This is a genomic window from Bradyrhizobium jicamae (assembly GCF_018130215.1).
GTDB classification, from domain to species: domain Bacteria; phylum Pseudomonadota; class Alphaproteobacteria; order Rhizobiales; family Xanthobacteraceae; genus Bradyrhizobium; species Bradyrhizobium jicamae_A.
In genome coordinates, this window is the sequence record NZ_JAFCKQ010000002.1 from 264,805 (window position 1) to 291,456 (window position 26,652).

The following is a 26,652-nucleotide window of genomic DNA, read 5'->3' on the forward strand; positions in this document are numbered from 1 at the left end:
GTCATGGCACTGGCCAAAGCGCCTGCGATCGAGCCGGGACAGCTCCGGACCACGGCGCGCTCACGCGCCCGGTCGCAGGCCTGGACCTGGGCTGCGATGGGCGGCCCGCTCGTCCTGCTGCTCGTCTTCTTCCTGGTCTATCCCGTCGGCCAGTTGCTGCTGCTCAGCATCTACAACGACAGCGGCTTCACGCTCGCGCCGTACCGCCAGCTGTTTGCCTCCGCCGTCTATATCGACGTCCTCCTCATCACACTGAAGATCTCGCTGGCGACGACGCTGGTATGCGTGGTCGTCGGCTATCCGATCGCCTATCTGATTTCCGTCGTCGGCAAGGACAGGAAGGCGACGCTGCTGTTCTGGGTGCTGCTGTCGTTCTGGACCAGCTTTCTGGTGCGCGCCTTCGCATGGATCGTGCTGCTCGGGCGCAACGGCGTCATCAACAAGCTGCTTCTGTCACTCGGCATCATCTCGAGCCCGGCAAGCCTGCTGTTCAATTTCGGCAGCGTCCTCGTCGGCATGGTCAACGCGCTGCTGCCGCTCGCCGTGCTGACCATGCTGTCGGTGATGGAGAACATCGACCGCAACCTGCCGCGCGCGGCGGCAACGCTCGGCGCGCGGCCGGGCATGGCATTCTGGAAGATCTATTTTCCGCTGTCGCTGCCCGGCGTCGCTGCGGCCGGCATCATGGTGTTCGTCACCGCGATCGGCTTCTTCATCGTGCCGGCGCTGCTTGGCGGCCGTCGCGAGACCATGATCACGCAATTGATCATCGACCAGGTCCAGCAGACCCTGAACTGGGGCTTTGCCGGCGCGATCTCCGTGCTGCTCCTGATCGTCGTGCTGATCGTCTTCGTGGCCTATGACCGGTTGCTCGGCCTGTCGACCATGACGGGCGCGGCCGCGCCGCGCCGCGCGGCGCCTTCGCGCCTCGCGGGCCCCGTGCAGAAGATCGGCGACGCGGTGCTGACGCTGCTCGGCATGATCTCCGATCGAATTATCCTCGCGCTGCCGTCGCGCCGCCGTGATCGCAATCCGGAGCAGGCGGGCCTCGGCCTGCAGGCCTTCGTCTGGACCATGCTCATCATCATCAGTGCACCGACGATCTTGATGATCCCGCTGTCATTCGGCACCGGCGGCCTCAACTGGCCGCCGCAAGGATTTACGCTGCACTGGTATGAGACCGTGCTGCATTCGCCGGTGTGGACCCAGGCGTTCCTGCGTTCGCTGCTGGTCGGTCTGGGGACGGGTGGGCTCGCCATGCTGATCGGAACGCCGGCGGCGTTCCTGCTGGTGAGGAGCAACGTCCCCGGCAAGGCCGCGTGGCTCGCCTTCATCCTGTCGCCGATCGTCGTGCCGCGCATGATCATCGCGGTCGGCATGTTCTACGTGTTCGCGCGCATGGGCCTCGTCGGCAGCGCCTTTGGCCTCATTCTCGGACATACCGTCGTCGCGGTGCCCTACGTCGTCATGACCATGATGGCCGTGCTGCGCAACTACGACACGCGGCTCGACCATGCCGCCCAAAGCCTTGGCGCGCGACCTTTCGCCACGCTGCGCCATATCACGTTTCCGATCCTCGGCGCAGGCATGTTCTCCTCGTTCCTGTTCGCCTTTGCGACATCGTTCGATGAATTGACCATCGCGCTGTTCGCCACCGGCGGCCTCAACGCCACGCTGCCGAAGCAGTTCTGGGACGAGGTGACGCTTCAGGTTTCGCCCGTGATCGCCGCCGTCTCGACTTGCCTGTTCATCTTCATGGGGCTCTTGATCTTCGTTGCCGAACGCCTGCGTCGGCGCGCGGCCGCAAGGTAGCACCAGCTTCCAACCAGGGGTTTTTACGATGCTCACTGCCAATCGCCTACGCGGCCTGTTTCCCGCCATCCCGACCCCGGTGAATGCCGACGACACGATCGACGCCGAGGCGGTTTCGGCGTTGTTTGCCTGGCTGCTCAGGCAGGGTATCGACGGCGTGGTGCCGCTCGGCGGCACCGGCGAGTACGGCGCACTGGCGCGCGCGGAGCGCATCCGCATGGCGGGGATGTCGGTCAAGGCAATGGCCGGCAAGGGCCCGGTGATCGCGGGCGTGCTCGACACCGGCTTCCACGATGCCCTGCAGGCCGGCCGGGAATTCGCCGCGGAAGGCGTGGACGGACTGCTGGTCCTGACGCCATACTACACCAACCCGACGCAGGCGGGCATTCGCGACTATTTCCTGCGCTACGCCGATGCCTCGCCCGTACCCATCCTGATCTACGAGATTCCCTACCGCACGAGGATCGCGATCGAGCCCGGGATCCTGCATGAACTGTCCCGGCATCCCAACATCATCGGGATGAAGGCCTGCAATCTCGATACGTATCATTTCCTGCAGGTCGTGGCCGGTGTCGACGAGAGCTTTGCGGTCTTGAGCGGCGAGGACAGTCTGTTTCCGCTGCATCTTGCGGCCGGCGCCAAGGGCGGCATCGTGGTGACCGCGTGCCTGTTGCCGCGGGCCTGGCGGCAGATCTACGAGGCGGGCACCGCCGGCCGCACCGCGGACGCGCTCCAGCTGCACCGCCGGCTGATCCCGCTGATGAACATGGCGTTCGCCGAGACCAATCCGGGGCCGATGAAGGCCGTGATGGATCTCGTCGGCGTCGACGCGCCGCGCATGCTGGCGCCGCTGGTCCAGCCGGCGCCGGCGCTCGTTGCGGCGCTGCGGGCCGAACTCAGCCGTCAGCTGGCGATTTCGGAAGGCGTGGGTTGACGATGTGCCGGCTGCCGCGCGACATCGGTTGTGAAAGGATAACTGCATGAGTCGCGGGAGCCGGAGCGGCGCGGGTCGCACCACCAGGACGGCCAAGGGAACGAAGAGCGCCGAGCCGGCGCGCTCGTCACTGTTCGTCGGTTCGACCGAGAAGGCATTCCAGGTCCTGCATGCGTTCGACGGCCCGCAGCGCTATATGACGCTGGCCGACATCGCGCGGGCTGCCGGTCTTGACCGCAGCGCCACTCAGCGCCTTGTCTATACGCTCGAGACGCTGGGCTATCTCAAGCGGATCGAAGGCACGCGCAATTACGGCCTGACCTCGAAGGTGCTGCAGTTTTCCCACAGCTATCTCAAGGCCAACGATCTGATCGACCGGGCATCGCCCTATCTGCTCGACATCAGCCGCAACCTCGGCGAGACATGCAATCTGCACGAGCTCGACGGCCACGAGATCGTGTTCGTGGCGCGCTTTCCCGGGCAGCATCTCATCAATATCGACATCGTGATCGGCAGCCGGCTGCCGACTTTCTTCACGGCGTCCGGAACAGCGATCCTTTCGGCGTTGCCTGAGGACGAGCGCCTCGATCTCCTGAGACGAACCGCGCTCGAACCCCTGACGCCCTACACGGTGACCGATCCGGACAAGCTGCTCGAGCGCGTCCGCGTCGCGGCCCAGCGCGGCTATGCCGTCATCATGAACGAGACCGTCATGGGTGACATATCCGTCGCCGCACCCGTGATCGACGAGCACGGGCGGGCGATCGCCGCGATCAATATCTCGGTGCCGACCACGCGCTGGACCGTCGAGCGCGCCGAGGCCGAGCTGGTGCAGCACGTCCATGTCGCTGCGACCTCGATCTCGAAGTCGAAATTCAACCGCTACGCCGCCTGATGCAGATGCTGCTGAATGCCGACGACTACCGCAGCAGTGCACAAAAATTCCTGCCGCGCGGCCTGTTCGACTATATCGACCGGGGCACGGAGGATGAGATCGCGCTGAGACGCTTGCGCGCTTCGCTCGACGAGATCACGCTGACGCCGTCCGTGCTGACCGGGCACGACAGGCGATCGTTCGAGACCACGCTGCTGGGACAGCGCCTTGCGGCACCCATCGTCGTGGCGCCGACGGCGCTCGCCGGTCTCGTCGCGCATGATGGCGAGACCAAGTTGGCCCGCGCGGCCTCGCGCGTCGGCATTCCCGTCTGCATCTCGACGCAATCGGTGACAACGGTCGAGGCCATCCGGCGCGGCGCGCCCGATGCGACGCTGTGGTTTCAGCTCTATGTCTGGCGCGATCGGACGCTGACGAAACGGCTTCTGGAGCGCGCCCGAGCCTGCGGCTGCGAGACTCTGGTCGTCACGGCCGATACGCCGGTTTCCCCCAACCGCGAGTATAACAAGCGTAACGGCTTCGGCATTCCGTTCGTGCCGAGCCTGCGCAGCACGTGCGACATCGCGTTGCATCCGCGCTGGTTCGTCAATGTCCTCGCGCGCTATCTTCTGAGCGAAGGCATGCCGACCTACGGACACTACCCGGACGAGTTCCGCACGGTGATCACGCGGCCGAGCATCGCGGAGGCGGTGCGGCTCGACCATCGCCTCAACTGGGACGACATCGGCTGGTTGCGCGAGATCTGGCCGGGCAAGCTGATCGTCAAAGGTGTCTTGGCTGCTGGGGATGCGGAGACCGCGACCGAACTCGGTTGTGATGCAATCGTGATTTCCGCGCATGGCGGGCGCAATCTCGATTGCCTGCCTGCACCGGCGGAGTGCATCCGGGCGATCGCGGATGCCGTGAAGGGACGGTTGACGGTGCTCGCCGACAGCGGCGTCCGCCGCGGCACGGACGTGCTGAAATATCTCGCGCTCGGCGCCGAGGCCGTGCTGCTCGGCCGCCTGCCGCTCTGGGGTCTCGCCGCGGGCGGCGAGACCGGTGCGGAGGCGGTCTTGCGCATGGTCGTCGGTGAGATGGACGCCGCGATGGCGTTTCTCGGCGCGGAGCGCGTATCGGAGTTGCGCTCTCCGTCATTCCGGGCAACGCGTCGCGCGGGCCCGGAATGACAGTGTGAGGTACTACTCCGCCGCCTCGGTCGCCTTGAGCGTCGGATAGTCCGTGTAGCCCTTGGCGCCGCCGCCGTAGAAGGTGGCCTTGTCCCAGTCGTTGAGCGGCGCGCCCTGCTTCAGGCGCTCGACCAGATCGGGGTTGGAGATGAACGGCTTGCCGAACGCGATCAGGTCGGCTTCGCCGGCTTCCAGCACCTTGCTCGCCAGCGCGAAATCATAGCCGTTGTTGGCCATGTAGGCCTGCTTGAAGCGCTTGCGCAGCGAAGCGTAGTCGAACGGCGCGACGTCGCGCGGGCCGCCGGTCGCGCCCTCGATGACGTGAATGTAGGTCAGCTTGAGCGCATTGAGGTGGTCGACGATGTAGTCGAACAGCGGCTGCGGGTTGGAATCGGAGACGTCGTTGGCCGGCGTCACCGGCGAGATGCGGATGCCGGTGCGATCGGCGCCGGCCTCGGCGGCCACGGCCTTCGAGACCTCGAGCATCAGCCTGGCACGGTTCTCGATCGATCCGCCGTAGGCGTCGGTGCGCTTGTTGGTGCCGTCCTTGGCGAACTGGTCGAGCAGGTAGCCGTTGGCGCCGTGGATCTCGACGCCGTCGAAGCCGGCCGCAATCGCGTTCGCCGCGCCGCGCTTGAAGTCGTCGATGATGGCAGGAATTTCGGTCAGTTCCAGCGCGCGAGGCTCCGAGACGTCGGCGAAGGTGCCGTTGACGAAGGTCTTGGTCTTGGCCTTGAGCGCGCTGGGTGCGACCGGTGCACCGCCGTTCGGCTGCAGCGCGACATGCGAGATGCGGCCGACATGCCAGATCTGGATGAAGATGCGCCCGCCGCGCTCATGCACGCGATCGGTGACCTTCTTCCAGCCTTCGACCTGCTCCTTCGAATAGATGCCGGGCGTGTCCTGATAACCCTGGCCCTGCTGCGAGACCTGGCTCGCCTCGGTGATCAGGAGGCCGGCGGAGGCGCGCTGGGCGTAATAGTCGATCGCAAGCGGGCTCGGCACCATCGAGGGCGGCACCGCGCGGTTGCGCGTCAATGGCGCCATCACCAGGCGGTTCGGCAATGTCAGCGGGCCAAGCTTGTAGGGCTCGAAGAGTTTGGTCGATTGGCTCATGGGGAGGTGTTCCAGGATATGACTGATAGCTGAGAGTTGTGCATTGCCGCGAGAAGCGCAATGGCGGCGGTATTCGCTGCCTGCAGATTAGCCGCGCACGATCCCGCCCATGTGCCCGGCATCGAGGAACAGCGTGTGCGCGTTCACATAGGAGGATTCGTTCGAAATCAGGAACAAGGCGGTATAGGCAACCTCCCATCCGGTGCCCTGGCGGCCGAAAGGCACTGTCACCGCCCGGTCCGAGCGCCTGCGGCTGGCGTCGCGGCCCATCGGCGTGTCCATGAAGCCGGGCGCGATCACATTGCAGCGAATGCCTTTGTCCTCGCCGGCGCGCGCGATCGCCCGTCCCAGCGCGATCTGCGCGGCCTTGGAGGATTCATAGGCCGGATTGCGGCCGCCGGCGCGCTGGCTCGCCATCGAGGAGATCAGGATGATCGCGCCGCCCGGTGCCATCACCTGCAGCGCGTTCTGCGCGAACAGCATGTGGCTGCGCACGTTGACGGCATAGTCCTTGTCCCACGCCTCTGCCGTCATCCGCGGCAGCGACAGACCGCAGGATATCCCGACATTCAGCGCCAGCCCGTCGAGCCCGCCGAGCTTTTGCGCGCAGCGTTCGACCGCCGGCGCGATCGCCGCGGCGTCGGAGACGTCGACGACATCGGTGAAGGCCTTGCCGCCTTCTCTCGTGATCTGCGCGACGGTGTCGTCGGCGGCCTCCCTGTTGATGTCGAGGCAGGCGACCGTTGCGCCCTCGCGGGCGAACAGCACGCTCATCGCGCGGCCGTTGCCAACAGGCGGATCCTCGTCGACGGTGTTGCGCTGGCCGGCGCCGACCACGATGATGCGGCGGCCGGCGAGGCGGCCATGGCTTTTCGCCAACCCCAGCGATTCCGCATGCAGCGAGGCCGAGGGATCGACGGATCTTGGCGCGTGCGTGGTGGTCGACATGGCGTGCTCCCTGACGTCTTGTTGTTGTCAGGAAGCACTAGCATGGCTCGCCGTGTGAGGCGAAAATCCCGCAGCGGGGAATATCGCGCGCCTGCGTGGTCAGCTCACGCCGAGGAAATCCCGCTTGCCGATCTCGACGCCGTTGTGGCGCAGGATGCCGTGCGCCGTCACGGCATGGAAATAGAAGTTCGGGAACGAGAACGCGTTGAGGAATTGCTGGCCCTTCAGGGTCATGGTGCGGCCGGGGCCGACCGGGAAGGTGACCTCCTTGACGTCGCCGCCGTCGAATTGCGCGGGCTGGAACGACTTCACATAGTCGATCGTCTTCGCCAGCCGCTGCTTCAATTCGCCGAACGTCGTCTCTGTGTCCGGTGTCGACGGCACCTCGCTGTGCGTCAGCCGCGCGCAGCCGCGTGCGGCGTGATCGCAGACCAGTTGCACCTGCTTGGTCAGGGGCAGCATGTCCGGGTAGAGCCGCGATCCCAAAAGCACCGCGGGCTCGATCTTCTTCGCCTCGCAATGCGCCTCGGCCTTGGTGAGCAGGCCGGTGAGGCTGCCCAGGATCTGCAGGTAGGCGGGGACGACGGCGTCGTGAAAGGACATGTGATGCTCCCGGTCTCGATTTGAATTGCGCATGCGCCTGATGGCGATGCTGCAAATGGGGCCGGGAGGAGAGGAATACAACTGCGGGGAGACGTAATACCTGGTCAAATATTCTTTGACTTCACCTCGCCCCGCCTGTGGGGAGTGGTCGGATCGCAAGATGCGATCCGGGTGAGGGGGACAGGTCCTACTACGCGCAACACTCGCGGCGAGAGGAGCCCTCGCCCCAACGCTCTCCCCGCAAGAGCGAAGGAGCACGAACGCCTAACGCATCCCCGGCATCGCGGCCTCGGTCGGCTGCGCGCGCGGACCGCGCATGTGCGCCAGCAATTCCGCGGTTGGCCAGGAATCCGCCGGCAGGCCGTATTTGATCTGCATCGCCTTGACGGCGCTGCGGCTCGCCTGTCCCAGCACGCCGTCGACCTTGCCGACATCGTAGCCGGCGCGCGCCAGCAGGCCCTGCAACTCCTTGATCTCGCCAAACGGCAGTTGTGCGACGGGCCCACGCGGCCGCTGCATCGGCGGCGCGCCTGCGATGCGGCCGGCGAGATAGCCTGCGGTGGTCGAATAGATCAGCGAGTTGTTCCACTCGGTATAGGCGGCGAAATTCGCGTAGGCCAGGAATGCGGGTCCCATCCGGCCCATCGGCAGCAGCAGCGAGGCCGGCATCTCGTCATTGGGCAGCGGCTTGCCGTCGGCCGAGGTGACGCCGAGCGAGGCCCATTTCGAACGCGGCAGCCTGATGGTGAGATCAGCCTGGTCCCACGGAAAATCCGGGGCCTGCGGCACGCGCACCTCCTGCAGCCACGGCTCGCCGCGCCGCCACTTCAATCCGTTGGCGATGTAGTTCGCGGTCGATCCGATCACGTCGGGCCCGCTGCTCAACAGATTGCGATGGCCGTCGCCATCGTAGTCGACCGCGTAGTTGACATAATGCGTCGGCAGAAATTGCGTCTGCCCGAGCTCGCCGGCCCAGGAGCCGATCATCTCCTCCGGTGCGAGATCGCCGCGATCGATGATCTTCAGCGCGGCGATGGTCTCGCCCTGGAACATCTCGGAACGGCGGCAATCATAGGCCAGCGACACCAGCGATTTCAGCGTCGGCAGGTTGCCCATCTGGGCTCCGAAATCGCTCTCCAGTCCCCAGAACGCGGCGATCACCGCCGGCGGCACGCCGTATTCCTTCTCGGCGCGCGCGAACGCGGCGGCGTAGGTCCTGATGTATTGCTGGCCCTGCTGCATTCGATAGTTCGCGGCCATGCGGCCGGCGAACTGGGTGAAGATCTGGCCGAACACGCGCTGGCCGCGGTCGCGATTGACGATGCCCTGGTCATAGGTGAGGTAGGGCGAGGCCTCCGCGATGGTCTGCTGCGAGACGCCGGCCGCGACCGCCTTTTGCTTCAGCTCGGCGAGGAAGCGATCGAAGCTCGCGCCATCGTGGCACGACGCGGCGCGCGGTACCGCCGCCACCCGTGGCTTGGCAGGCGTGGGTTTTACGGGGACCGGCAACGGCTGTTGCGCCGAGGCAACGGACGGGCACGCCAGCGCGACCATGGTCGCTGCGATCATGATCGGGGTGCGCAGGAAAGATACTGGCATCGAGGTCACCGGCAGGTCATCGAGGGAAAGGCCCGCTCTGCATACACCAGGGCGACACCGGGCAACAACGGGATAGACCAATTGGGCTTCGGCAGGGAGATTGCCCGCCGCTATCATCGGTGCAGGTGATTCGCGGGCAGGGGTGTCGGCGGATCGATCACGCCCGGAGGGACCCATGTGGAGTTTTCTCGAGCGTCTTCTGGATTCGTCGACGCTTTCGCCTCACGGCATCTGCCTGTTGTGGGAGCCAGAGCTGATCTGGCTCCACGTGGTGTCCGACGCCATCATTGCCGCTTCCTACTTCTCGATCCCGTTCGCGCTCGCGATCGTCGTCTCCAAGCGCCGCGATTTCCAGTTCGGCTGGGTGGCTTGGCTGTTCGCCGCCTTCATCCTGCTCTGCGGGCTCACGCATGTGTTCTCGATCTACACGCTGTGGGTGCCGATCTACGGCCTCGAAGGCCTGCTCAAGGCGTTGACCGCGATCGCCTCGATCTTCACCGCGATCATGCTGTGGCCGCTGATCCCGAAGGTGCTGGCGATCCCGACCGAGGCGCAGCTGCGCGAGGCGCATGTCGCGCTTGCGGAAGAGGGCCGGCAGCGCCAGCATTCCGAGATCCTGTTGCAGCGGTTCCGCGAGGCCGAGGCCAACGAGAACAAGATCCGCCAGGCGCAGAAGATGGAGGCGGTCGGCCAGCTCACCGGCGGCATCGCGCACGACTTCAACAACATCCTCACCGTCATCACCGGCACGATCGACATCCTGGCCGAAGCGGTGATGCACAACCGCGCGCTCACCGAGATCACATCCCTGATCCGCGATGCCGCCGAGCGCGGCGCTTCGCTGACCCGGCACCTCCTCGCCTTCGCGCGCAAGCAGCCGCTGCAGCCGACCGACGTCGACGTCAATGCGCTGATGGTCGACACCATCGAGCTGCTGCGGCCGACCATCGGCGACCAGGTCGACATCGACTTCCGCGGCGCGCCGAACCTGCCGCGCGCGCTGGTCGATTCCAACCAGCTGGTCACCGCGATCATCAATCTCGCGCTCAATGCGCGCGACGCGATGCCGAAGGGCGGCAGGCTCGGGATCGAGACCCGCGCCGCCGAGCTGAGGCCGGATGACGTGCGCGGCCATGACGGGCTCGCCGCCGGCGACTATGTCGCGATCGCGCTGGTCGACAACGGGCAGGGCATCGCGGAAGCGGATCTGGCGAAAGTGTTCGAGCCGTTCTTCACCACCAAGGAGGTCGGCAAGGGCACCGGCCTCGGGCTCAGCATGGTCTACGGCTTCGTCAAGCAGTCCAACGGCCACATCGTGCTCGACAGCGCGGTCGGCCGCGGCACCGAGGTCCTGCTCTATCTGCCGCGTGCCGCCGTGACGTCGCTGCCCGCCAGGGCCGACCCGCGCAGGCCGGAACAGCGCGGCGCGCACGAGATCGTGCTCGTCGTCGAGGACGACAGGCTGGTGCGCTCCTATGTGCTGACCCAGATCGAGAGCCTCGGCTACACGACGCTGTCGGCCAGCAATGGGCCGGAGGCGCTCGCGGTGCTGGAAGGCGGCGCGCCGGTCGATCTCCTGTTCACCGACGTCATCATGCCCGGGCTGATGAACGGGCGCGAGCTCGCCACCGAGGCGCAGAAGCGGCGGCCCGGGCTACCCGTGCTGTTCACCTCGGGCTACACCGAGAATGCGATCGACCGCGACGGCAAGCTCGACGAGGGCATCCTGTTCCTCGCCAAACCGTACAGCCGCGCAGAGCTCGCGCGCATGCTGCGCATCGCGCTCCGCGAGGGCGAACTGATCACCGCGCGCGTGGCGGCGGGCAGCGCGGTGGGGGGATGAGTCCGTAACGCGTCCCTCTCACGCCGGAGGCGAGTCCAGGAAAACGTAAAGCGCCGCGATCTTGCCGTCCCGCGCGACGATGAAATCCACGCCCGTATACTCCGCCGCTTGGCCTTTCGGACCGGAGCCCCAGGCCAGGCGCGCCGAATTGTGCAGCACCTGCGGTGCGCCATGCGGCGTGTAGACGTAATGCGGATGCGTCGCCCGCAGGTCGCCGGCGAACTTGTCGAGCGCCTCGCGCCCGACGAGGATGCCGGGCGGCACATACAGTACGCAGTCCTCGGTATAGAGCTCGGCGATGGCGGCCCTTCTGCGCGCCGCGTCGCCTTCGCCGAAAACCTCCGGCAGGTTGCGGCTGAGCAATGTTGCGATCGCGCCCACATCCGCGCCGGGGGACGGCGGCGCGCTGTTCCCGCGATGGTCGTTCATCGTAGGTCTCCTTCGTGCTGGTGGACCCCTTGATGATGCGGTCGCCGCCTGGCTTCCGAAATGGAAGGAATGGAAAGTCATTGTTTCCGATTTTTGGTGTGCGAGGCGCCGCCAATCCCGAAACAAGTTCACCCCCGCGCGGTCAGCACCACATCGTCCATGAACAATGCATCGATGCCGGACTTGCGGAACGTAACGATCGCATCATTGGGCGTGCACACGATGGGTTCGCTGTCGTTGAATGACGTGTTGACGACAAGCGGCACGCCGGTCGTCGCATGGAAGCTCGAGATCAACTCGTGAAAACGCGGATTTGATTTGCGGCTGACGATCTGCACGCGTGCGCTGCCGTCCTTGTGCAGGACCGCGGGAATGAGGTCGCGCTTGTCCGGTTTCACCGGACATGCAAACAGCATGAATTCGTGACTCGCGGTCGGCATGCCGATCTCGAACCATTCCGCGGCGTGCTCGGCCAGCACACTCGGCGCAAAGGGACGGAAATCCTCCCGGTGCTTGACCTTCTGATTGAGGATCGCGCGCATGTCCGGCCGCCGGGGATCGGCGAGCAGGGAGCGGTTGCCGAGCGCCCGCGGCCCGAACTCCATGCGGCCCTGAAACCAGGCGACGATCCTGCCGCCGGCGATCATGCCGGCGGCATCGCGCGCCGGAGACTTGCTCCGCCGCGCCCTGAGGCCGGCCGACTTCACCGCAGCCAGGATCTCGCTCCGCCTGAACGCAGGCCCGAGATACGGCGTCGCGTTGCCGCGCTCGGGTGGACGCTTGTCCTTTGCGCAATGCACGGCAAAGGCGGCGCCGACCGCAGTTCCGGCATCGTGCGGAGCGGAGGGGATGAACACATTGGCGAACTCGCCGCATCGCCGGACCACTTCATTGGTCACGCAATTGAGCCCGACGCCGCCCGCGAGGCAGAGATTGTCCGATGGCACCCTGCGCTTGACGCGCCGCACCGCCGCCGTCACCGCAGCGTCCGTTGCCACCTGCAATGCCGCTGCAATGTCGGCATGCCGCGGCAGGATCTCGGCGTCCTCGTAGCGCGGCGGCCCGAAGATGGCTTCCATCCTGGCGAACCGGTCCGGGTGCGTGCCGAGAAACTCCCGCGCCACCCCGTAGTTCACCTCGTCGGCGCGCATGACCGACAGGAACTGCTCGCGGTAGACCTCCGGATCGCCATAGGCCGCGAGCCCCATCACCTTCGAGGCGTCGTAGTGCGAGAAGCCGAGATAGCCGCTGAACACCTCCCAGATGAACCCGATCGAATGCGGATACTCGAAGGTCTCGACGGTCTTGATATCGGTGCCGACAGCCTTCGCGAGCGAGGAGGCCGCAGTCTCGCCGATGCCGTCGATGGTGAGGATGGCCGCGCGATCGAAGCCCGAAGGGAAGTACGCGGATGCGGCGTGCGCCAGGTGATGCGGCACGAAATGCAGCCGTTGCCCGAGCGAGCGTCCCAGCAGGTCGTCGATGGCCCCACGCACCTGGCCAAGGCGCAACCGAAACGTCTCCTCCAGCCGCGGATCCCACCATTCCGACCGATATCGCTTCCGGCGCGCCGCGGGATCGAACGAGAATGCGACATGGTCGATATCGCGTGCGGTGAGCCCGGCATGGTTCAGGCAAAAACGGACCGCGCGTTCCGGCAGCTGATGGGGATTGTCGAAGTCGGCCTGCTTGCCGTGCTTGATGCGGTTGAACCGTTCCTCCTCGACGGCCACCACGAGCTTGCCGTCGACAAGCAGCGCAGCGGCGGACTCGTGATACACCGAGTTGATTCCAAGAACGTTCACCTGCAACTCCCGATCAGCCTGGCCGTCGCGGAACATTACTCAATGTGTCCGGACGTGTCAGGGGATATCGAGGCTGCGGTTCGACCCGGGGACCGACGGTTCGGGAAGCGGCGCTAAGCGCCGCCTCATCCTATGCGCTCGCCGTGGTCAGCCGTTCGATCTGGCTCGCCGTCAGCTCGAGTCCGGTCGCGGCAACCAGCGTTGCGACGTGCTCGGGCTTGGTCGCGCTGGCGATCGGTGCCGCGATGGCCGGCCTCGTCATCAGCCAGGCGAGCGCGACGGCCGCAGGCTCGGAGCGCGTTTCGCCCGCGACCTCGTCGAGGCCGGCCAGGATGCGCATGCCGCGCGGGTTCATGTATCTCGGAATGCTGCGCGCCCCGCGCGGGCTCTTGCCGAAGTCGGCCTCCGAGCGATACTTGCCGGTGAGGAATCCTGCGGCGAGGGAGAAGAACGTGATCACGCCCAGATCATTGTCCACGCAGACCCGTTGCAGCGCGCCCTCGTAGCTCGATCGCTCCGCCAGGCTGTATTCGGGCTGCATGCTCTCGTAGCGTGGAAGCCCGTTCTTCGCGGATATGTCGAGCGCGTTCTGCAACCGCTCGGCGGAAAAGTTCGACGCGCCGATCGCCCTGACCTTGCCGGCCTTGATCAGCTTCTCATAGGCCGCAAGCGTCTCCTCCTGCGGGGTGGTCTCGTCGTCCTTGTGCGACTGGTAGAGGTCGATGTGGTCGGTCTGCAATCGACGCAGCGAATCCTCGACGGCGCGCGCGATGTAGTCGCCCTTCAGCCCGACATTGCCGTTGCCCATGTCCATGCCGACCTTGGTGGCGAGGATGACGCGGTTGCGGTTGCCGCGTGCCTTCATCCATTTGCCGATGATGGTCTCGGACTCGCCGCCGTGATGGCCCGGCACCCAGCGCGAATAGACGTCGGCCGTATCGAGGAACGTCAGCCCGTGCTCGAGCACGGTGTCGAGCAGGCGGAACGACGACGCCTCATCCACCGTCCAGCCGAACACGTTGCAGCCGAAGCACAGGGGAGGAACTGAAATGCCGGAACGGCCGAGCGGACGATGCTTCATGAGTTTCTTTCGCTTGTTCTTGTTGGGGGCTGGCCACGGAACACTGGGGCAGGTTGCCCTCATTTGCAACATCTGATGATTGCTACGCCCGCCTGCTCACGATCTCTCAGCCGGCATCGTGCGTGTCGTCCGCCTCGTTTTCCTCCACCGCCTTCGGTGGCCAGGCACCGCGGCGGATCAGCGCCTCGTGCAGCAGCTTTTCGATCTGCCCCTGGCGCGAACGCAATTCCGCGGCGGCCAGACGATCGAGGACGTCCAGCAGCGGGCTGCCGAGCCGCAGCAGGACCGGCTCCTTGTCCGGTCCCTTGGGGCGGCCGCGCCTAGGCATACAGCGTCCCGGTGTTCACGACCGGCGTGGCGTCCTTGTCGGAGACCAGCACGACCAGCAGGTTCGACACCATCGCCGCCTTGCGTTCGGGATCGAGATCGATGTCGGTTTCCTCGCGCAGCTTGTCGAGCGCCTCCTTCACGATCTCGACCGCGCCCGACACGACGAGCTTGCGGGCGGCGATCACGGCGCTCGCCTGCTGGCGTCGCAGCATCACCGGCGCGATCTCGGGTGCGTAGGCGAGGTGGTTGATCCAGGCTTCGTCGATGGTGACACCGGCGATCGTGAGGCGGTCCCGCAGCTCGGCGATCAGCTCGTTGGTGACCTGGTCACCGCTTTCGCGCAGCGACAGCGTTCGTGCGGCCTCCCGTTCGGGCGTCGCGGCCGCATCGCTCGCCGGATGCGAGCTCGCTTCGTCGAAATCATAGGGATGGCGTCCGGCGATGTGCCGCAGCGCCGACTCGGTCTGCGCGCCGACGAAATCGGCATAGTCGTTGATCTGGAAGATCGCCTTGGCGCAATCCTCGACCCGCCACACCACGACGGCGCCGATCTCGATCGGGTTGCCGATCAGATCGTTGACCTTCAGCTTCTCGCACTCATTGTAGCGGACGCGCTGCGAGACCTTTCGGGCGTGAAACAGCGGGATCGTCGCGCGCAGCCCCGGCGCGGAATCGGTGCCGGCATAGGACCCGAACAGCGTCAGCACGGCGCTTTCATTCGGCTGCAACGTGTAGATTGCGCCGGCGAACAACACGGCAATCAGGAAAAGGCAGAGCGCGCAGAACAGTGTCAGCCACGAGACCTGGCCGTTGCGCCAGAAGGCGCCATAAGCCGTGTAGACGGAAAGGAGGAGACAGGCGAATCCGATCAGAAGCGCGATATAGCCGCTGCCGACGACGATGGCCGGGCGGTCTTCCACACGGGTGTTGACCCTGATCGCGGACGAACCGGTAGGGGCTTGGATGGTCATGGGAGCATCCCTATTACTCAGCACAATTGCTGATATTTTTTGATATCAAAAAATCAGCAAGCGCACAATGGTACCGTTCGGAGCCTGTTGCCGGGTAACGAATTCGATCGCCAAAACAGTGGCTTGGCGATAGGTCTAACCAAGGCTTGGGATTCAGGGGATCAGGCTGATCCGTGCGGAGGGGATTGCTCGCGCATCATGACGCCTTCAGCCCGATTGGAAGGAACAAGGATGATACGCAGATTCTCCCTCGCGGCCGCAGCGTTTGTGATGGCCGCCGGAGCCGCCCATGCCGGTTCGATCGACGGCGCCTGGATCACTGCCAGCGGTGAGACCGCTGTGATCTCCGGCGGCACGATCACGCTGAAGACCGGCAAGTTTGCCGGCAAGACCATCGGCACGATGAAGGCCGCGGGCGACGGGAAATATGCCGGCACGATCACCGACCCGCAGGACGACCGGACCTATTCAGGATCGGCCAAGCTGTCAGGCGCAACCCTCGAACTGACCGGCTGCGCGATGAGCGTGTTCTGCAAGACCCAGACCTGGAACAAGAAGTAGCGGGGGGCCCGCATCGGCTGGTTTCCGCAAGTCAGATCACTGCGCCATCCCTGTGCAGGGCCTCGCGCAGATCTGAAACGTTCAAGGCTCGCGGCGATGTGCCGCCCTGAACGCACATTGCGGCAGCCATGCCGATTGCCTGACCGTAGGAGAAACACTGCGCCGTCACGCGCGCGGAGGCCATGGCCTCATGCTCGGCAGACAGGCAGCGTCCCGCCACCAGGAGCCCTTCGCCCCTTACCGGGACAAAGCTCTCGTAGGCAATGTCATAATAGTCGTCGAGCAGCCACTCGAGCCTGGGCTTTTCGCCGGAATGAAGCTCGATCGGCCAAGCCGAGCGTGCGATCGACGTCTTGCGCTTTCTGCCGGACACCACGTCATCGTTGGTGAGCACCTCCATGCCCCTGATCTGTCGCGTCTGGCGGACACCGACCTGAACGCCGGTATCGTTGACAAAGGAGCTTTCGCAACCGACCAGGCGATCCCTGAAGAAGCGCGCATACTCGCGCACTTGCCTGCGCCCCTCGATCTCTGCCTCCGTGATGTCTTCTACCAGCAGGGGATTGAGCTCGCGGCCGTCGCGGCCGATGACGCGCGTACAATTGCACAGCAGTTCGTTCGGCCGTGGTGTCGGAAACAGAAAAACCTTGGCGCGTGGCAAGTGGTATTCGCGGCTGTTGTGGAGGTTGCGGATCATCTGCGAGACTTCGTCACCCAGGATGGTGTCGTCGCCATAGTGTGCGCGGAAGCGTTCGACGTCGACGCCCATCAGGCGAAAGATCATGGTCGGGTTCTGCACGGCACCGTCGCGGCCAACGAAGGTCTCGAAACCGGCCAGTGCTGCGACATCCGCGTCGCCGCTCGCATCGATCGTGATCTGGGCGCGAATGTCGAAGCGTCCCTGCTTGGTCCAGGCGACCACACCGGTGACGTTCTCGCCCTCCGTGAGCACGTCAACGACGGTGGTATGAAACAGGATCCTGGCACCCGCCTCCGCAAGCAGATAGTCTCCCGCTTCACGCCAGACGAGCGGATCGTGTGTCAGCGTAAAGGTCTTGCCGTAGCGGACGGGATCGGTCACTCCGCCTCTGATCTTCATCACGTCGAGGAAGCGATCGGCGAATCCGAATACAACCCGCTGCGGAGCGGACGTCCGGTTGTCCGTCGCCGCGAACAGACCGCAGACCGTACCCGACAGTCCGGCCACCGCTGCGCCACCACAGAAACCGTATTTTTCCAACAGGAGAACGCGTGCCCCTGCTCTTGCGGCGGTACAGGCCGCAGCGAGGCCGGCCGCGCCTCCTCCGACGACGAGGACGTCTGCGCTCAACTCCTGCCTCGGCCGCTCATCCCCCGTGCGTGCCATGATGCTTTCACCAATCGCACCGGATCCCGGATCGACGCACATTACAGTCGATCGAGCAGTCAGGGACAAGGGCCTTCGCGTCCGAAACGGGGGGACCGAGCCAGTCGGTCGTGCCCATCACGCGATATTCGCTTTGACCCGAAATCGCCCTGATTGCTGCGGGCACGCAAAATGACGCGATGGGCCGATAGGCGACTTCGCACGTTCCACTCTCTAGTTGCGCGGTGCCAGCGCAAGCTCCATCAGCGCGATCCGCTGCAATGCGCCGAGCTCGCGCTCGCCCTCGTTTGCCGTGCGCAGGATCGATTCCGCGATCACGTTGATTTGCGCGGTGTTGACGGGATCGGGCAGCGTCGCCACCGAGGAGTTCAAGGCCCGCGTCATCAGGTCGATCACCTCAGGTGTAAATTCAGCATCCGGAAAATTCTTCATTGCTCTGCCGTCGCGTTCGTATGCAACCGCCCCCTTGCCGCGACACTAACTTTTGCGATGGCGCCGGGTTCCGGCGCCAGACCGCTACAAAATTCCGCGATCAGGGGAACTGATTTTGCCCGACGGGCGAGTCAACCGAAAACCTGTCAAGCGGTCGTGTAAAATAATTCGGTTTATCGGAACGAAAAAACGGTGTATAGGTTTCCCCGTCTCACCCGCTCGAGGGGCGCTTGCGAACGTTGTGGTGGGATGCGGTGGACGCCGGGTGCGCAACTGACGAGTGCACGCACGGCGGACTGTGAAATCGTGCAGGCCTGCGGCTTCATTTCAGCAGGAGGCGATGGTGCGGTCGGAGCGCGAAGCTCCAGCGCGTACAACGGGCGGAGCGGCCTCCCTGGGCGGCGTCGGGTCCCCGTGGCCATGGACCGTGCTGGCGTGGGCCGCACTGCTGGTGGTGATCGTCGCGTCGTTCAGGCCGGCGGTCCCGGCCATCTGGGGCGACACGCCACCCTTCGTGGAATCTGCCTTTCGTACGCTCGAGGCCGGACGGCCGACCGTGGCGGGCGGGCGCGATCCGGGTTACCCGGCGTTGTTGGCCGCGACGTTCGCGTTTGGGGGTGACCTCGCGACGGTGGTGCGCCTGCAGCAGACGGCGTGGACAATCCTGATGCTGGCGCTCGCACTAACCGTTCAGACCGCGACGCGCAACGCCGGTGGGCTTGTGCCGATCATCCTCGTGGCGGCGTATCCGGGCCTGCTGCTGTTCAGGAACGTCGTCACCTCGGAGCTTCTCTTTGCGGTCTTCCTCAATCTCGCAATGATCGGATTGCTCGTTGCCACCTGCGTCGGCAAAACCGCACGGTGCTTCGCGGTCGCTGCCTCGATCCTGTGCGCGGCTCTCGCGGCGTGCCTCAGATCGCAAGGAATCCTGGTCCCAATCGTCGTCGTCCTGGTGGGCGCGAGCCTCGCCCGGCCAGACACCTCCCGACGCCTTATCGTGATTGCCCTGTCCGTCGCGGCAGCGCTGGGGCTCCTTGCCGTCGGTTCCCGGTTCGGGGCATCCAACTCCGACCAAGCCTCGGTCGTATTCGTCCCCAAGACACTGTTCTGCAATCACCTGAACATCGTGCTCGCAAGCGATGCGGCGCGACGCGAGATCGCGTCCGCGGCCGGGGACCGCGCCGACGCCACGATGGCGCGGCTTGCCGCGGACTTCGCGGCGGAGCCGGGTCGGTGGCCGGCACTCGGGTTCTTCGGCGACGCGTGTCTCTTCGACACCGCACTGGATCGAGACGTCGCCGGCGATACCGAAAATGCCGACGGCGCGGCGAGCGCCTATCGGCGCATCTTCCTGGCCGCCGTGCGCGACCGGCCGCTGGCGTACGCGGGCAAGGTCGTCCGCCAGATTGCCTATGGGGCTACGGTCGCATGGCCGGCTTACGGACTCGCCCCTGCCATACCGGTGTCGACCGACGATGTGCCGCACGTGTCCGACATCATGACGCGGCATGGCCGGGCAGCTCGGCCGATCGATCTGCAGGGCGGACCAGTTCGAATCGGCCTGCTGGCCGATCTCCCGGTCATCTCCGCCTATCTGTTCAGGGCCTTGTCCATCGCGTTCGTCATTGCAGTCACATATTGGACAGTGACTGCCGTGTGGCGTTGGCGCCCCGGATTCTCAACGCGCGGAGGTATCGTCATCGTGATGTGGGCGGCCTCGATCGGGACCGCCGCCGCCGCCCACACCCTCGACGTCTGGCGATACCTGATTCCCGAAGTGCCGATGGTCGGCCTCATGCTGTCCCTTTTTGCCGTTGAACTGGTCGAAATTATCGCATGGCTGCGGAGGGCCTAACCGCATCATTCGCGAACCCCTGCGCGCCGAAGATGCGAGCGCATCGCTCTGGCGCCGCAATGCTGGCAGCCTCCTGAACCAGGGAGCCGTCTTTAGAAGAAAGCCGTCCTTGCAGAGCAAGCTCAAGACGAATGAGTGACGTCACTTATTCCGGAGGCCGCAAAGCCAAATAGGCAAGTCGCCGCAACTCGCGGCGGCCACGCACGACAGTGTCGAGGATTATTCCACTGAAGAAGCTAAGGAAGGCGAGTATCATGAGTCCTGTCGAAAGAACGGCGGTGGGCAGACGCGGCACCAAGCCGGTCCTGGCATACGTGACGGCAAGAGGTATCGCGATCACGGTCGAACCGAACCCGAGCAACGTGCCAATCATGCCGAAAAAAAGCATCGGTCTTTCAACTCGAAACAGCATCAGGATGGTCAGGAAAATGCGACAGCCGTCGCGGAATGTGGAGAGCTTGGACTTCGAACCTTCCGGCCGTACCTTGTAAGCAGTCCCGATCTCGGCCACTGGCATGTGCAACCCCAGAGCATGGATGCTGATCTCCGTCTCCACCTCAAAACCTTCCGAGAGAGCGGGGAAGCTTTTTACGAATCGGCGCGAGAATACGCGATAGCCCGAGAGGACATCGCTGAACGAGCGACCGAAGATATACGACAACATTCCAGTGAGGATCGCATTGCCCAGGCGATGACCCGGCCTAAAAGACGCGTCGGCGATCGAACTTCGCACGCCTACCACCATGTCCAGCCGGCATTCGATCAACTCCCGTATCATCGTCGGTGCAGCCGCTGCGTCATAGGTCGCGTCGCCGTCGGCCATCACATAGATGTCGGCGTCAATGTCTGCAAAACTCCGGCGGACGACGTTGCCCTTTCCTGGCGTCAGTTCGGTTCGAACTATCGCGCCAGCAGCACGAGCTACATTCACGGTATTATCGGTCGAATTGTTATCGAAGACATAAATGGCAGCGTCGGGCAAAGCCGCACGAAATGCTGTTACCGTGGCGCCGACGGCCGCCTCTTCATTGCGACAAGGGAGGATTACCGCCACACTTTGTTGTTTCATGGCCGGACTATAGAGCCTGCAGCATTGCTCGAACCGACAATAAGCCGGAGCTTCCGCGGTCCAGTGCAGGCATCACCATATAAAGTTCGGGTTGAACACTGCTACGTTGCGTGCGTGCAGCTCGATTTTTATCAGCCTGACCTTGCCGACTGCAAGTCTGATCCAGCCTGGTCTCGGCAACGGAGCCATCCGGTCGCTCGCCCAGGAAGAGGATTTTGCCCGACGGGCGAGTCAACCGAAAATCTGTCAAGCGGGCCGCGAAAAAATATTTCGGTTTATCGTAACGACAAATCGGTGTATAGAGTTTCCCGTCTCACCCGCTCGAGGGGCGCTTCGCGATCGTCACGAACGTCGTGGTGGGATGCGGTGGACGCCGGGTGCGCAACTGACGAGTGCACGCACGGCGGACGGTGAAATCGTGCAGGCCTGACGCCCTAGTGGCAGGTGTCTCCCGCGAGATGCGAAAGCATCTTCGCGAGACGGTGACAAAAGAGCCCAGTCTCGCCGGGGCGAGCACGTATAAGCCGTAACCCATCGCGCAGGGAAAGCCGGGTTGTTCCGGTTACACCTGTGGTCCTACCCCGGTGCTACCTTATTTGCACCGGGCCCATGGGTGCGATCGGCACCCGGCTTTCCCTGCGCCCTCTGCTTGAGGAGAGGGCGGAACGAGATGCAAAGCTCAGGCGGATAATGCCGTGAGAACGCGAACGCATGTTTCATCGCCGGGACGACGCGTGGGGTGAGCATCATGGTCAAACTACAAAATGGAAAATCGCGGCGTGCCTTCATCGGTGCTGCAATTGCCGGACTCCCCACGACGCTGTTGCTTCGCACCGCATCTGCATCCGACAAGATGACCAAGCCGCAGGCGGAATATCAGGAGACGCCGAATGGCATCTACTCCTGCGGCCTCTGCTCGCTGTTCGTTGCGCCCGACGGCTGCAAGGTGGTCGAGGGCGCGATCAGCAAGGATGGCTGGTGCAAGGCGTTTGCGGCGGTGGATTAGCCGGTTGTTCCGGCTCACAACTCCCGTGCGTTCGAGAATGCGAACGACGACACCCGCCGCGTGGTCTCGTCGAGAATCAGGGTGCGCGTGATCGGCGGCTCGGCGCGCTGGCTGCAATTCTCGCGCTCGCAGAGCCGGCAGTTGACGCCGATCGGCGTACCCTCGGCCTTCTCAAGATCGATGCCGGTGGCATAGACGAGCTTCGCGGCATGGCGGATCTCGCAGCCGAGCCCGATCGCGAAACGCGGCTGCGGCTGCGGATAGGGCGCGACCGGGCGTCGCACCGTCTGCGCGATCGAGAAATAACGCGTGCCGTCGGGCAGCTCGATCACCTGGCTCAGCAGGCGATCCGGCATGTCGAAGGTCGAATGCACGTTCCAGAGCGGGCAGGTGCCGCCGAACTTGGAGAACGGGAAGGTGCCGGAGGAGAAGCGCTTCGAGACGTTGCCGGCGTTGTCGACGCGCAGCATGAAGAACGGAACGCCGCGCGCGTTCGGCCGCTGCAAGGTGGTGAGGCGATGGCAGACCTGCTCGAAGCCGGAGTTGAAGCGCTGCGCCAGCACGTGGACGTCGTAGTTCAACGCTTCGGCGGCAGAATGGAACGCCTGGTACGGCATCATCGCGGCGGCCGCGAAATAATTGGCGAGCGTGATGCGGTAGAGCCGCCGCGCGGTGTCGTCGAGCGGGCCGGCGCGGCCGATGATGGCATCGATGCCGGCGCCGCATTCGACAAAGCCGACTTGCAACGCAAGCTGGAAGCTGCGGCCGGGGCTGTCGACGAGTTCGGAGATCAACAATTGCCGGCGATGGCGGTCGAAGCGGCGCAAGGTCTCGCGCATCACGTCGACGGGCATGATGCGGGTGACGGTCGAATGCTTTTCCCGCAGCCGCGTGGCGAGCGCCGTGAACAGCCCCTCGGCCGGCACGTCGAGCTCGTCGCGCAGCGTCTCCGCCGCGGTCTCGAGCTCCGGAAAATAGTTGCGGTTGGCCTCGATCAGGTCGCGCACCCGCTCGATCGGGTTGGCCTCGAACTGCGAGCCCTCGCGGTTGGCCATTTGCGCCGCGACCAGCGTCTCGCCGCGGCGCGCCTCGGTGTATGCGGCGTAGAGCCGCTGCAGCGCATGGGTGACGCCGGGGCAGAGTTCGGCGAGGTCGCGCAGCTCCTGCTTCGGCAGGTCGATCTGGCGGAACAGCGGATCGGAGAAGATCTCGTTCAGCTCGGCGAAGAAGCGGTCCTCGTCGGCGGTGGCGAGGTCGCGCAAATCGAGGTCGTAGGTCTCGGCCAGCCGCAGCAGGATCTGCGCCGTCACCGGCCGCTGGTTGCGCTCGATCAGGTTGATGTAGGAGGGCGAGATGCCGAGCCCTTCGGCGATCTGGGTCTGCGACAGCCCCAGTTGCTGACGGATCCGCCGGAAGCGGGGCCCGACGAAGAGTTTTTTGGCGGAGTCAGCCGGCATGATGGGTCTTCCTGCATCACTTGTGACAAAATTTACAAATCGACATTTATTACAAGTGTGTATGTTACATGACATCACCATTCGGAAACAAGGTATCTGTACGAACTTCCCGGTTTCGCGTTAGCTCTTGGCACGGATTTGGCGGCGCGCTGTCACGAATGTCGAGGCAGCCCGCTCGAGAGGAGACTGACAATGACCAAAGGCAGCAACTTCTGGGTGATCGGCGGCGAGTTCGGCTCGATGAACTTCCACAAGCTCGTGGAAGGCTCGGCCCAGGTCAAAGGCCCGTTCAAGACCCGCAAGGAAGCAGAGGATTGCTGGCGCGAGGTCTCGGAAGAGAACCGTCACAAGGCCGGCGTCCGCTTCTCCATCGTCGAGGAGCCCTCGCGGGTCTCGGCCTGACGGTTCACGTCATCAATCAAGAAACGGCCCAAGGACGGCGGCCCCATCCGGTTCACCCGGGTGGGGCCGTCCAGTTTCGGGACACCTGCATTTGGCTTGGGCTGGGGATAAGCGATCGCCTAACCCCTTGGGAACAAACGCCCTTTGCGGCGCTCATGGTTGCTGATAGGTTAATGCATAGCAAAACCCGTCACCACGAGGCCGCGACGAATGTCCGATCCGCAGAACACCGGCAACGAGGCCCGCGAGCTGCGGCCGACATTGCGCGAGGCGCTGCGGCGGGCGCGGATCGAGGCGGCGGACCGCACCGGCGTCGTCGTCGAGCTGCGCGATGCCGAGGTGGCGCGGCTCGAGATCCTCAACGACGCGCTCAATCCCCTGTTCGACCAGGTGCCGGAGAAGGTCGACCTGTTCGACCGCGGCATCAGCCAGGGCGAGACGCCGCGGCTCTGGATCGATGTCGTCGCGCACATCCTGATGGGCCGCGACAAGCGCATCTACCGCTTCGTGCAGGACACGCGGTTCGGCCGCATCGTGCTCGCCGAATCGCACGACGTGCCCGTGATCGTCGATGCCGTGACCGACTATGTCGCGCGGCGCATGATCGAGCGCGAGCACGCGATGGTGGCAACCCCGCTTCCGGTCGCCGAGCAGCCCCCGCCGCTGCCGGTGGCCGTGGTCGCGCCGAAGCGCCGCCGCGGCGGGTTCGGCATCTTCGTGCTCGGCTTCATAATGGGAGCGCTGGCACTGTTCGGCCTCGCGCTGTATGCGAGCCTGAAGAACATCTAGATCAGCCGTGCCGCCGACAGTTCGACGATCCGCCGCGCGCCGTCGAGGCCGCGCACGGTCTGCTCGCAGCGCCAGGCATTTCCGTCGCGTTCGATCGAGAAGAGATTGTAGGCCGCCGCCGGATAATGTTTGCGCGCCAATGCCGACGCCGAGGGCACGCCGATCGCGGGGATTTTCCGGTCCGGCCCGTCGAACCACATCGTCGAGTGGATGTGGTCGTGGCCGTGCAACACCAGCTCGACCCCGTGCCGCTTGAGCAGCGTCAGCAATTGGTGCGAATCGGTCAGGCGCTTGGCGTGGCCGTCGGAGTGCAGCGGGTGATGCACCAGCAGCACGCGGAAGGCATCCTCCTGCGACAGTTGCGCGAGGATTGCTTCCAGCTCCGCGAGCTGCGCGCGCCCGAGCCAGCCGGTAGCCATCAGGGGCGGCGTCGGCACCGCCGAGGAAACGCCGATCAGCGCCACCGGTCCGCGCCTGCGCACGAATGGAAAGGTGGTCGGCGTATCGTCGGCGTCGCCGCGCAGATAGTCGCCGAAGATGCCGACGAAGCGGTGCCGGGTCGCGCGCACATAGGCGTCGTGATTGCCGGGGACCACGGTGACGTCGGCGGGCTGGCCGACGCCCTCGAGCCATTCCCGCGCCGGATTGAACTCGGCGTCCAGCGCCAGGTTGACCAGATCGCCCGTGACGGCGACGTGGTCCGGCTGCTGCGCCTGCATGTCGGAGACCAGTGCGTCGAGCACCTCGCGCCGATGATATTTGTGGCGGTTGCGCGTCCAGTTGAGGTAGCCGAATGCGCGCTTGCCGGCGAGGTCGCGCAGCCGTGCCGCCGGAAGCGGCGGCAGATGCGGGTCGGACAGATGCGCGAGCCGGAATGCCACCATCATCCGGTCCGGTTCGGATCGCCAGTGAAAGATCGCCTGCAAGCGGTCATGTCGTGCTATCCCGAAAGCCCGGCTCTGTATTGGCAAGCGGCGCGCGTCCGCGCAAGGATCAAACAGGATGATGTCGAGGGGTGATGACGTTGCTTGAGGAGGCGCGCAAGCGCTTCGAGCCGCAGATCAGGCGGGTGTTTCATTTCTACTGGCGGCTGGTTCGCGGCATGACGCTCGGGGTGCGCGCCGTCGTGCTCGATGCCGACAACAGGGTGTTCCTGGTCAAGCACAGCTACGTTCGTGGCTGGTACCTGCCGGGCGGCGGGGTCGAGGTCGGCGAAAGCTTTCTGGACTCGCTGCGGCGCGAGCTGGTCGAGGAGGGGCGGATCGAGATGGTCGGCGAGCCGGTGCTGCACGGCATCTTCTTCAACCGGCACGTCTCGCCGCGCGATCATGTCGCGGTCTATGTGGTCAGGCACTTCCGGCAGGACCGGTTGCCGGAGCCGAACCGTGAGATCGTGGCCTGCGGCTTCTTCGACCCTTCGGCGCTGCCCGACGACACCACTCCGGGCACGCGGCTGCGCATCGCCGAGGTGCTCGACGGCAAGCCGTCGACTGTCACATGGCGGTGAACGCGGACGATGGACCGCGCGCCCGTCAAATGCTATCCCGCGCCTCACCATGAACGACCTTTCCCTCACGATTCTGCCCGAGACCCCGAAGGACGCCCAGGCGATCGAGCGCCTGCACGAGCGCACCTTCGGACCCGGCCGCTTCGTGCTCAGCGCCTACCGGCTGCGCGAGCATGTCGATCATCTGCTCGACGTGTCGTTCACGGCGCGGATCGGCACGCTGCTGGTCGGCTCGGTGCGGCAGCTGCCGATCCTGATCGGGGATACGCCCGCGTTGATGCTCGGGCCGCTCACCGTCGAGCCGCCGTTCCGCAGCCGCGGCGTCGGCCGCGCACTGATGGAGCGCGCGATCAACGACGCCCGCGCCAGGGGCCACCGGCTCATCGTGCTGGTCGGCGACGAGCCATATTATTCGCGCGTCGGCTTCAAGCCGATCCCGAAGGGGCGCGCGACCATGCCGGGCCCGGTCGACTACAGCCGCCTGCTCGTGCTCGAGCTGGCGGACGGTGCGTTCGACGGCGTGTCCGGGTCGATCCAGCCGGACTGGAGCAAGGCGATCTGACATTCGTGTGACGCCATCGGAACCGCGCTCTGCGCTGTTGCACGCTCCGGAAAACTGAAGCACAGTCGATGTGCAGCGCCGGAACATAACCGGCTGGTGTCACATCAATGG

At 65.0% G+C, this 26,652-nt stretch carries 26 protein-coding genes; 12 read left to right on the forward strand and 14 right to left on the reverse strand.

What is annotated here, in order from left to right; translation table 11 throughout:
• Positions 1 to 3 precede the first annotated feature (3 nt).
• Genes JQ586_RS04260 through JQ586_RS04275 form a run of 4 tightly spaced genes read left to right on the forward strand, consistent with a single transcriptional unit; the run spans position 4 to position 4,810 of the window.
• Complete coding sequence (locus JQ586_RS04260) at positions 4 to 1,812, forward strand: ABC transporter permease subunit (RefSeq protein WP_212393239.1); 1,809 nt, start codon at positions 4 to 6, stop codon at positions 1,810 to 1,812.
• 28 nt (positions 1,813 to 1,840) lie between these two features.
• A complete protein-coding gene (gene dapA / locus JQ586_RS04265; RefSeq protein WP_212393240.1) occupies positions 1,841 to 2,746 on the forward strand; it encodes a 4-hydroxy-tetrahydrodipicolinate synthase in 906 nt (301 codons plus the stop codon).
• 46 nt (positions 2,747 to 2,792) lie between these two features.
• Positions 2,793 to 3,641 carry an IclR family transcriptional regulator gene (locus tag JQ586_RS04270; protein WP_212393241.1) on the forward strand — a complete coding sequence of 283 codons (849 nt, stop codon included), beginning with the start codon at positions 2,793 to 2,795 and terminating at the stop codon, positions 3,639 to 3,641.
• Positions 3,641 to 4,810 (forward strand): alpha-hydroxy acid oxidase, encoded by a 1,170-nt coding sequence (locus JQ586_RS04275; RefSeq protein WP_212393242.1) that lies wholly within the window; start codon positions 3,641 to 3,643, stop codon positions 4,808 to 4,810. The genes JQ586_RS04270 and JQ586_RS04275 overlap by 1 nt, the downstream gene beginning before the upstream one ends.
• A gap of 12 nt (positions 4,811 to 4,822) precedes the next feature.
• Here the strand turns inward: JQ586_RS04275 and JQ586_RS04280 are convergent, their stop codons facing one another.
• From JQ586_RS04280 to JQ586_RS04295, 4 genes are all read right to left on the reverse strand, one after another.
• Complete coding sequence (locus tag JQ586_RS04280; RefSeq protein ID WP_212393243.1) at positions 4,823 to 5,926, reverse strand: alkene reductase; 1,104 nt, start codon at positions 5,924 to 5,926, stop codon at positions 4,823 to 4,825.
• A gap of 87 nt (positions 5,927 to 6,013) precedes the next feature.
• Positions 6,014 to 6,874, reverse strand: a complete 861-nt coding sequence (locus JQ586_RS04285) for an SDR family NAD(P)-dependent oxidoreductase (RefSeq protein WP_212393244.1) — start codon at positions 6,872 to 6,874, stop codon at positions 6,014 to 6,016.
• A 99-nt stretch (positions 6,875 to 6,973) separates the two neighbouring features.
• A complete protein-coding gene (locus JQ586_RS04290; RefSeq protein ID WP_212393245.1) occupies positions 6,974 to 7,477 on the reverse strand; it encodes a DUF1993 family protein in 504 nt (167 codons plus the stop codon).
• Between the two features lie 264 nt (positions 7,478 to 7,741).
• Positions 7,742 to 9,076 (reverse strand): lytic murein transglycosylase, encoded by a 1,335-nt coding sequence (locus tag JQ586_RS04295; RefSeq protein ID WP_249147262.1) that lies wholly within the window; start codon positions 9,074 to 9,076, stop codon positions 7,742 to 7,744.
• Positions 9,077 to 9,251: 175 nt separating this feature from the next.
• Here JQ586_RS04295 and JQ586_RS04300 point away from each other — a divergent pair, with 175 nt between their 5' ends.
• Positions 9,252 to 10,919 carry an ATP-binding protein gene (locus JQ586_RS04300; RefSeq protein ID WP_212393246.1) on the forward strand — a complete coding sequence of 556 codons (1,668 nt, stop codon included), beginning with the start codon at positions 9,252 to 9,254 and terminating at the stop codon, positions 10,917 to 10,919.
• A gap of 18 nt (positions 10,920 to 10,937) precedes the next feature.
• Here JQ586_RS04300 and JQ586_RS04305 read toward each other — a convergent pair whose 3' ends face one another.
• From JQ586_RS04305 to JQ586_RS04325, 5 genes are all read right to left on the reverse strand, one after another.
• Complete coding sequence (locus tag JQ586_RS04305; protein ID WP_212393247.1) at positions 10,938 to 11,348, reverse strand: nuclear transport factor 2 family protein; 411 nt, start codon at positions 11,346 to 11,348, stop codon at positions 10,938 to 10,940.
• A 128-nt stretch (positions 11,349 to 11,476) separates the two neighbouring features.
• On the reverse strand, positions 11,477 to 13,153 hold the full coding sequence (locus JQ586_RS04310; RefSeq protein ID WP_212393248.1) for a carbamoyltransferase C-terminal domain-containing protein: 1,677 nt from the start codon (positions 13,151 to 13,153) through the stop codon (positions 11,477 to 11,479).
• Between the two features lie 130 nt (positions 13,154 to 13,283).
• A complete protein-coding gene (locus JQ586_RS04315) occupies positions 13,284 to 14,234 on the reverse strand; it encodes an aldo/keto reductase (RefSeq protein WP_212393249.1) in 951 nt (316 codons plus the stop codon).
• A 106-nt stretch (positions 14,235 to 14,340) separates the two neighbouring features.
• Positions 14,341 to 14,562, reverse strand: coding sequence for a hypothetical protein (locus tag JQ586_RS04320; protein WP_212393250.1), 222 nt, complete (start codon positions 14,560 to 14,562; stop codon positions 14,341 to 14,343).
• The gene (locus JQ586_RS04325) at positions 14,555 to 15,535 is read right to left on the reverse strand and encodes an SPFH domain-containing protein (RefSeq protein ID WP_212393251.1); all 981 of its coding nucleotides are present in this window, start codon (positions 15,533 to 15,535) and stop codon (positions 14,555 to 14,557) included. Before JQ586_RS04325 ends, JQ586_RS04320 begins: the two co-directional genes overlap by 8 nt.
• A 231-nt stretch (positions 15,536 to 15,766) precedes the next feature.
• Between JQ586_RS04325 and JQ586_RS04330 the strand changes: the two genes are divergently transcribed.
• Positions 15,767 to 16,096: a DUF2147 domain-containing protein gene (locus tag JQ586_RS04330; protein WP_212393252.1), complete on the forward strand. Its 330-nt coding sequence runs from the start codon at positions 15,767 to 15,769 to the stop codon at positions 16,094 to 16,096.
• A 31-nt stretch (positions 16,097 to 16,127) separates the two neighbouring features.
• On the opposite strand, the gene JQ586_RS04335 is transcribed toward JQ586_RS04330, so the two are convergent.
• Together JQ586_RS04335 and JQ586_RS04340 are read right to left on the reverse strand one after the other, a co-directional pair.
• A complete protein-coding gene (locus JQ586_RS04335; RefSeq protein WP_249147264.1) occupies positions 16,128 to 17,426 on the reverse strand; it encodes an FAD-dependent oxidoreductase in 1,299 nt (432 codons plus the stop codon).
• Positions 17,427 to 17,675: 249 nt separating this feature from the next.
• On the reverse strand, positions 17,676 to 17,894 hold the full coding sequence (locus tag JQ586_RS04340; RefSeq protein WP_212393254.1) for a hypothetical protein: 219 nt from the start codon (positions 17,892 to 17,894) through the stop codon (positions 17,676 to 17,678).
• Between the two features lie 427 nt (positions 17,895 to 18,321).
• On the opposite strand from JQ586_RS04340, the gene JQ586_RS04345 reads away from it, so the two are divergent.
• Complete coding sequence (locus JQ586_RS04345) at positions 18,322 to 19,749, forward strand: hypothetical protein (RefSeq protein ID WP_212393255.1); 1,428 nt, start codon at positions 18,322 to 18,324, stop codon at positions 19,747 to 19,749.
• 145 nt (positions 19,750 to 19,894) lie between these two features.
• On the opposite strand, the gene JQ586_RS04350 is transcribed toward JQ586_RS04345, so the two are convergent.
• A complete protein-coding gene (locus JQ586_RS04350) occupies positions 19,895 to 20,818 on the reverse strand; it encodes a glycosyltransferase family 2 protein (protein WP_212393256.1) in 924 nt (307 codons plus the stop codon).
• 748 nt (positions 20,819 to 21,566) lie between these two features.
• Between JQ586_RS04350 and JQ586_RS04355 the strand changes: the two genes are divergently transcribed.
• Positions 21,567 to 21,824 (forward strand): iron oxidase, encoded by a 258-nt coding sequence (locus JQ586_RS04355; RefSeq protein WP_212393257.1) that lies wholly within the window; start codon positions 21,567 to 21,569, stop codon positions 21,822 to 21,824.
• Positions 21,825 to 21,838: 14 nt separating this feature from the next.
• On the opposite strand, the gene JQ586_RS04360 is transcribed toward JQ586_RS04355, so the two are convergent.
• A complete protein-coding gene (locus tag JQ586_RS04360; protein ID WP_212393258.1) occupies positions 21,839 to 23,281 on the reverse strand; it encodes a short-chain fatty acyl-CoA regulator family protein in 1,443 nt (480 codons plus the stop codon).
• Between the two features lie 192 nt (positions 23,282 to 23,473).
• Between JQ586_RS04360 and JQ586_RS04365 the strand changes: the two genes are divergently transcribed.
• Together JQ586_RS04365 and JQ586_RS04370 are read left to right on the forward strand one after the other, a co-directional pair.
• On the forward strand, positions 23,474 to 23,683 hold the full coding sequence (locus JQ586_RS04365) for a hypothetical protein (protein WP_139482122.1): 210 nt from the start codon (positions 23,474 to 23,476) through the stop codon (positions 23,681 to 23,683).
• A gap of 210 nt (positions 23,684 to 23,893) precedes the next feature.
• Entirely contained in the window at positions 23,894 to 24,472 is a 579-nt protein-coding gene (locus tag JQ586_RS04370) for a hypothetical protein (protein ID WP_212393259.1), read from the forward strand.
• On the opposite strand, the gene JQ586_RS04375 is transcribed toward JQ586_RS04370, so the two are convergent.
• Positions 24,469 to 25,356 carry a metallophosphoesterase gene (locus tag JQ586_RS04375; RefSeq protein ID WP_212393580.1) on the reverse strand — a complete coding sequence of 296 codons (888 nt, stop codon included), beginning with the start codon at positions 25,354 to 25,356 and terminating at the stop codon, positions 24,469 to 24,471. The two genes, JQ586_RS04370 and JQ586_RS04375, sit on opposite strands and share 4 nt — an antisense overlap.
• A 134-nt stretch (positions 25,357 to 25,490) precedes the next feature.
• Here JQ586_RS04375 and JQ586_RS04380 point away from each other — a divergent pair, with 134 nt between their 5' ends.
• Both JQ586_RS04380 and JQ586_RS04385 read left to right on the forward strand, forming a co-directional pair.
• Positions 25,491 to 25,979: an NUDIX domain-containing protein gene (locus JQ586_RS04380; RefSeq protein WP_212393260.1), complete on the forward strand. Its 489-nt coding sequence runs from the start codon at positions 25,491 to 25,493 to the stop codon at positions 25,977 to 25,979.
• 49 nt (positions 25,980 to 26,028) lie between these two features.
• Positions 26,029 to 26,541 carry a GNAT family N-acetyltransferase gene (locus JQ586_RS04385; RefSeq protein WP_212393261.1) on the forward strand — a complete coding sequence of 171 codons (513 nt, stop codon included), beginning with the start codon at positions 26,029 to 26,031 and terminating at the stop codon, positions 26,539 to 26,541.
• Positions 26,542 to 26,652: the final 111 nt, after the last annotated feature.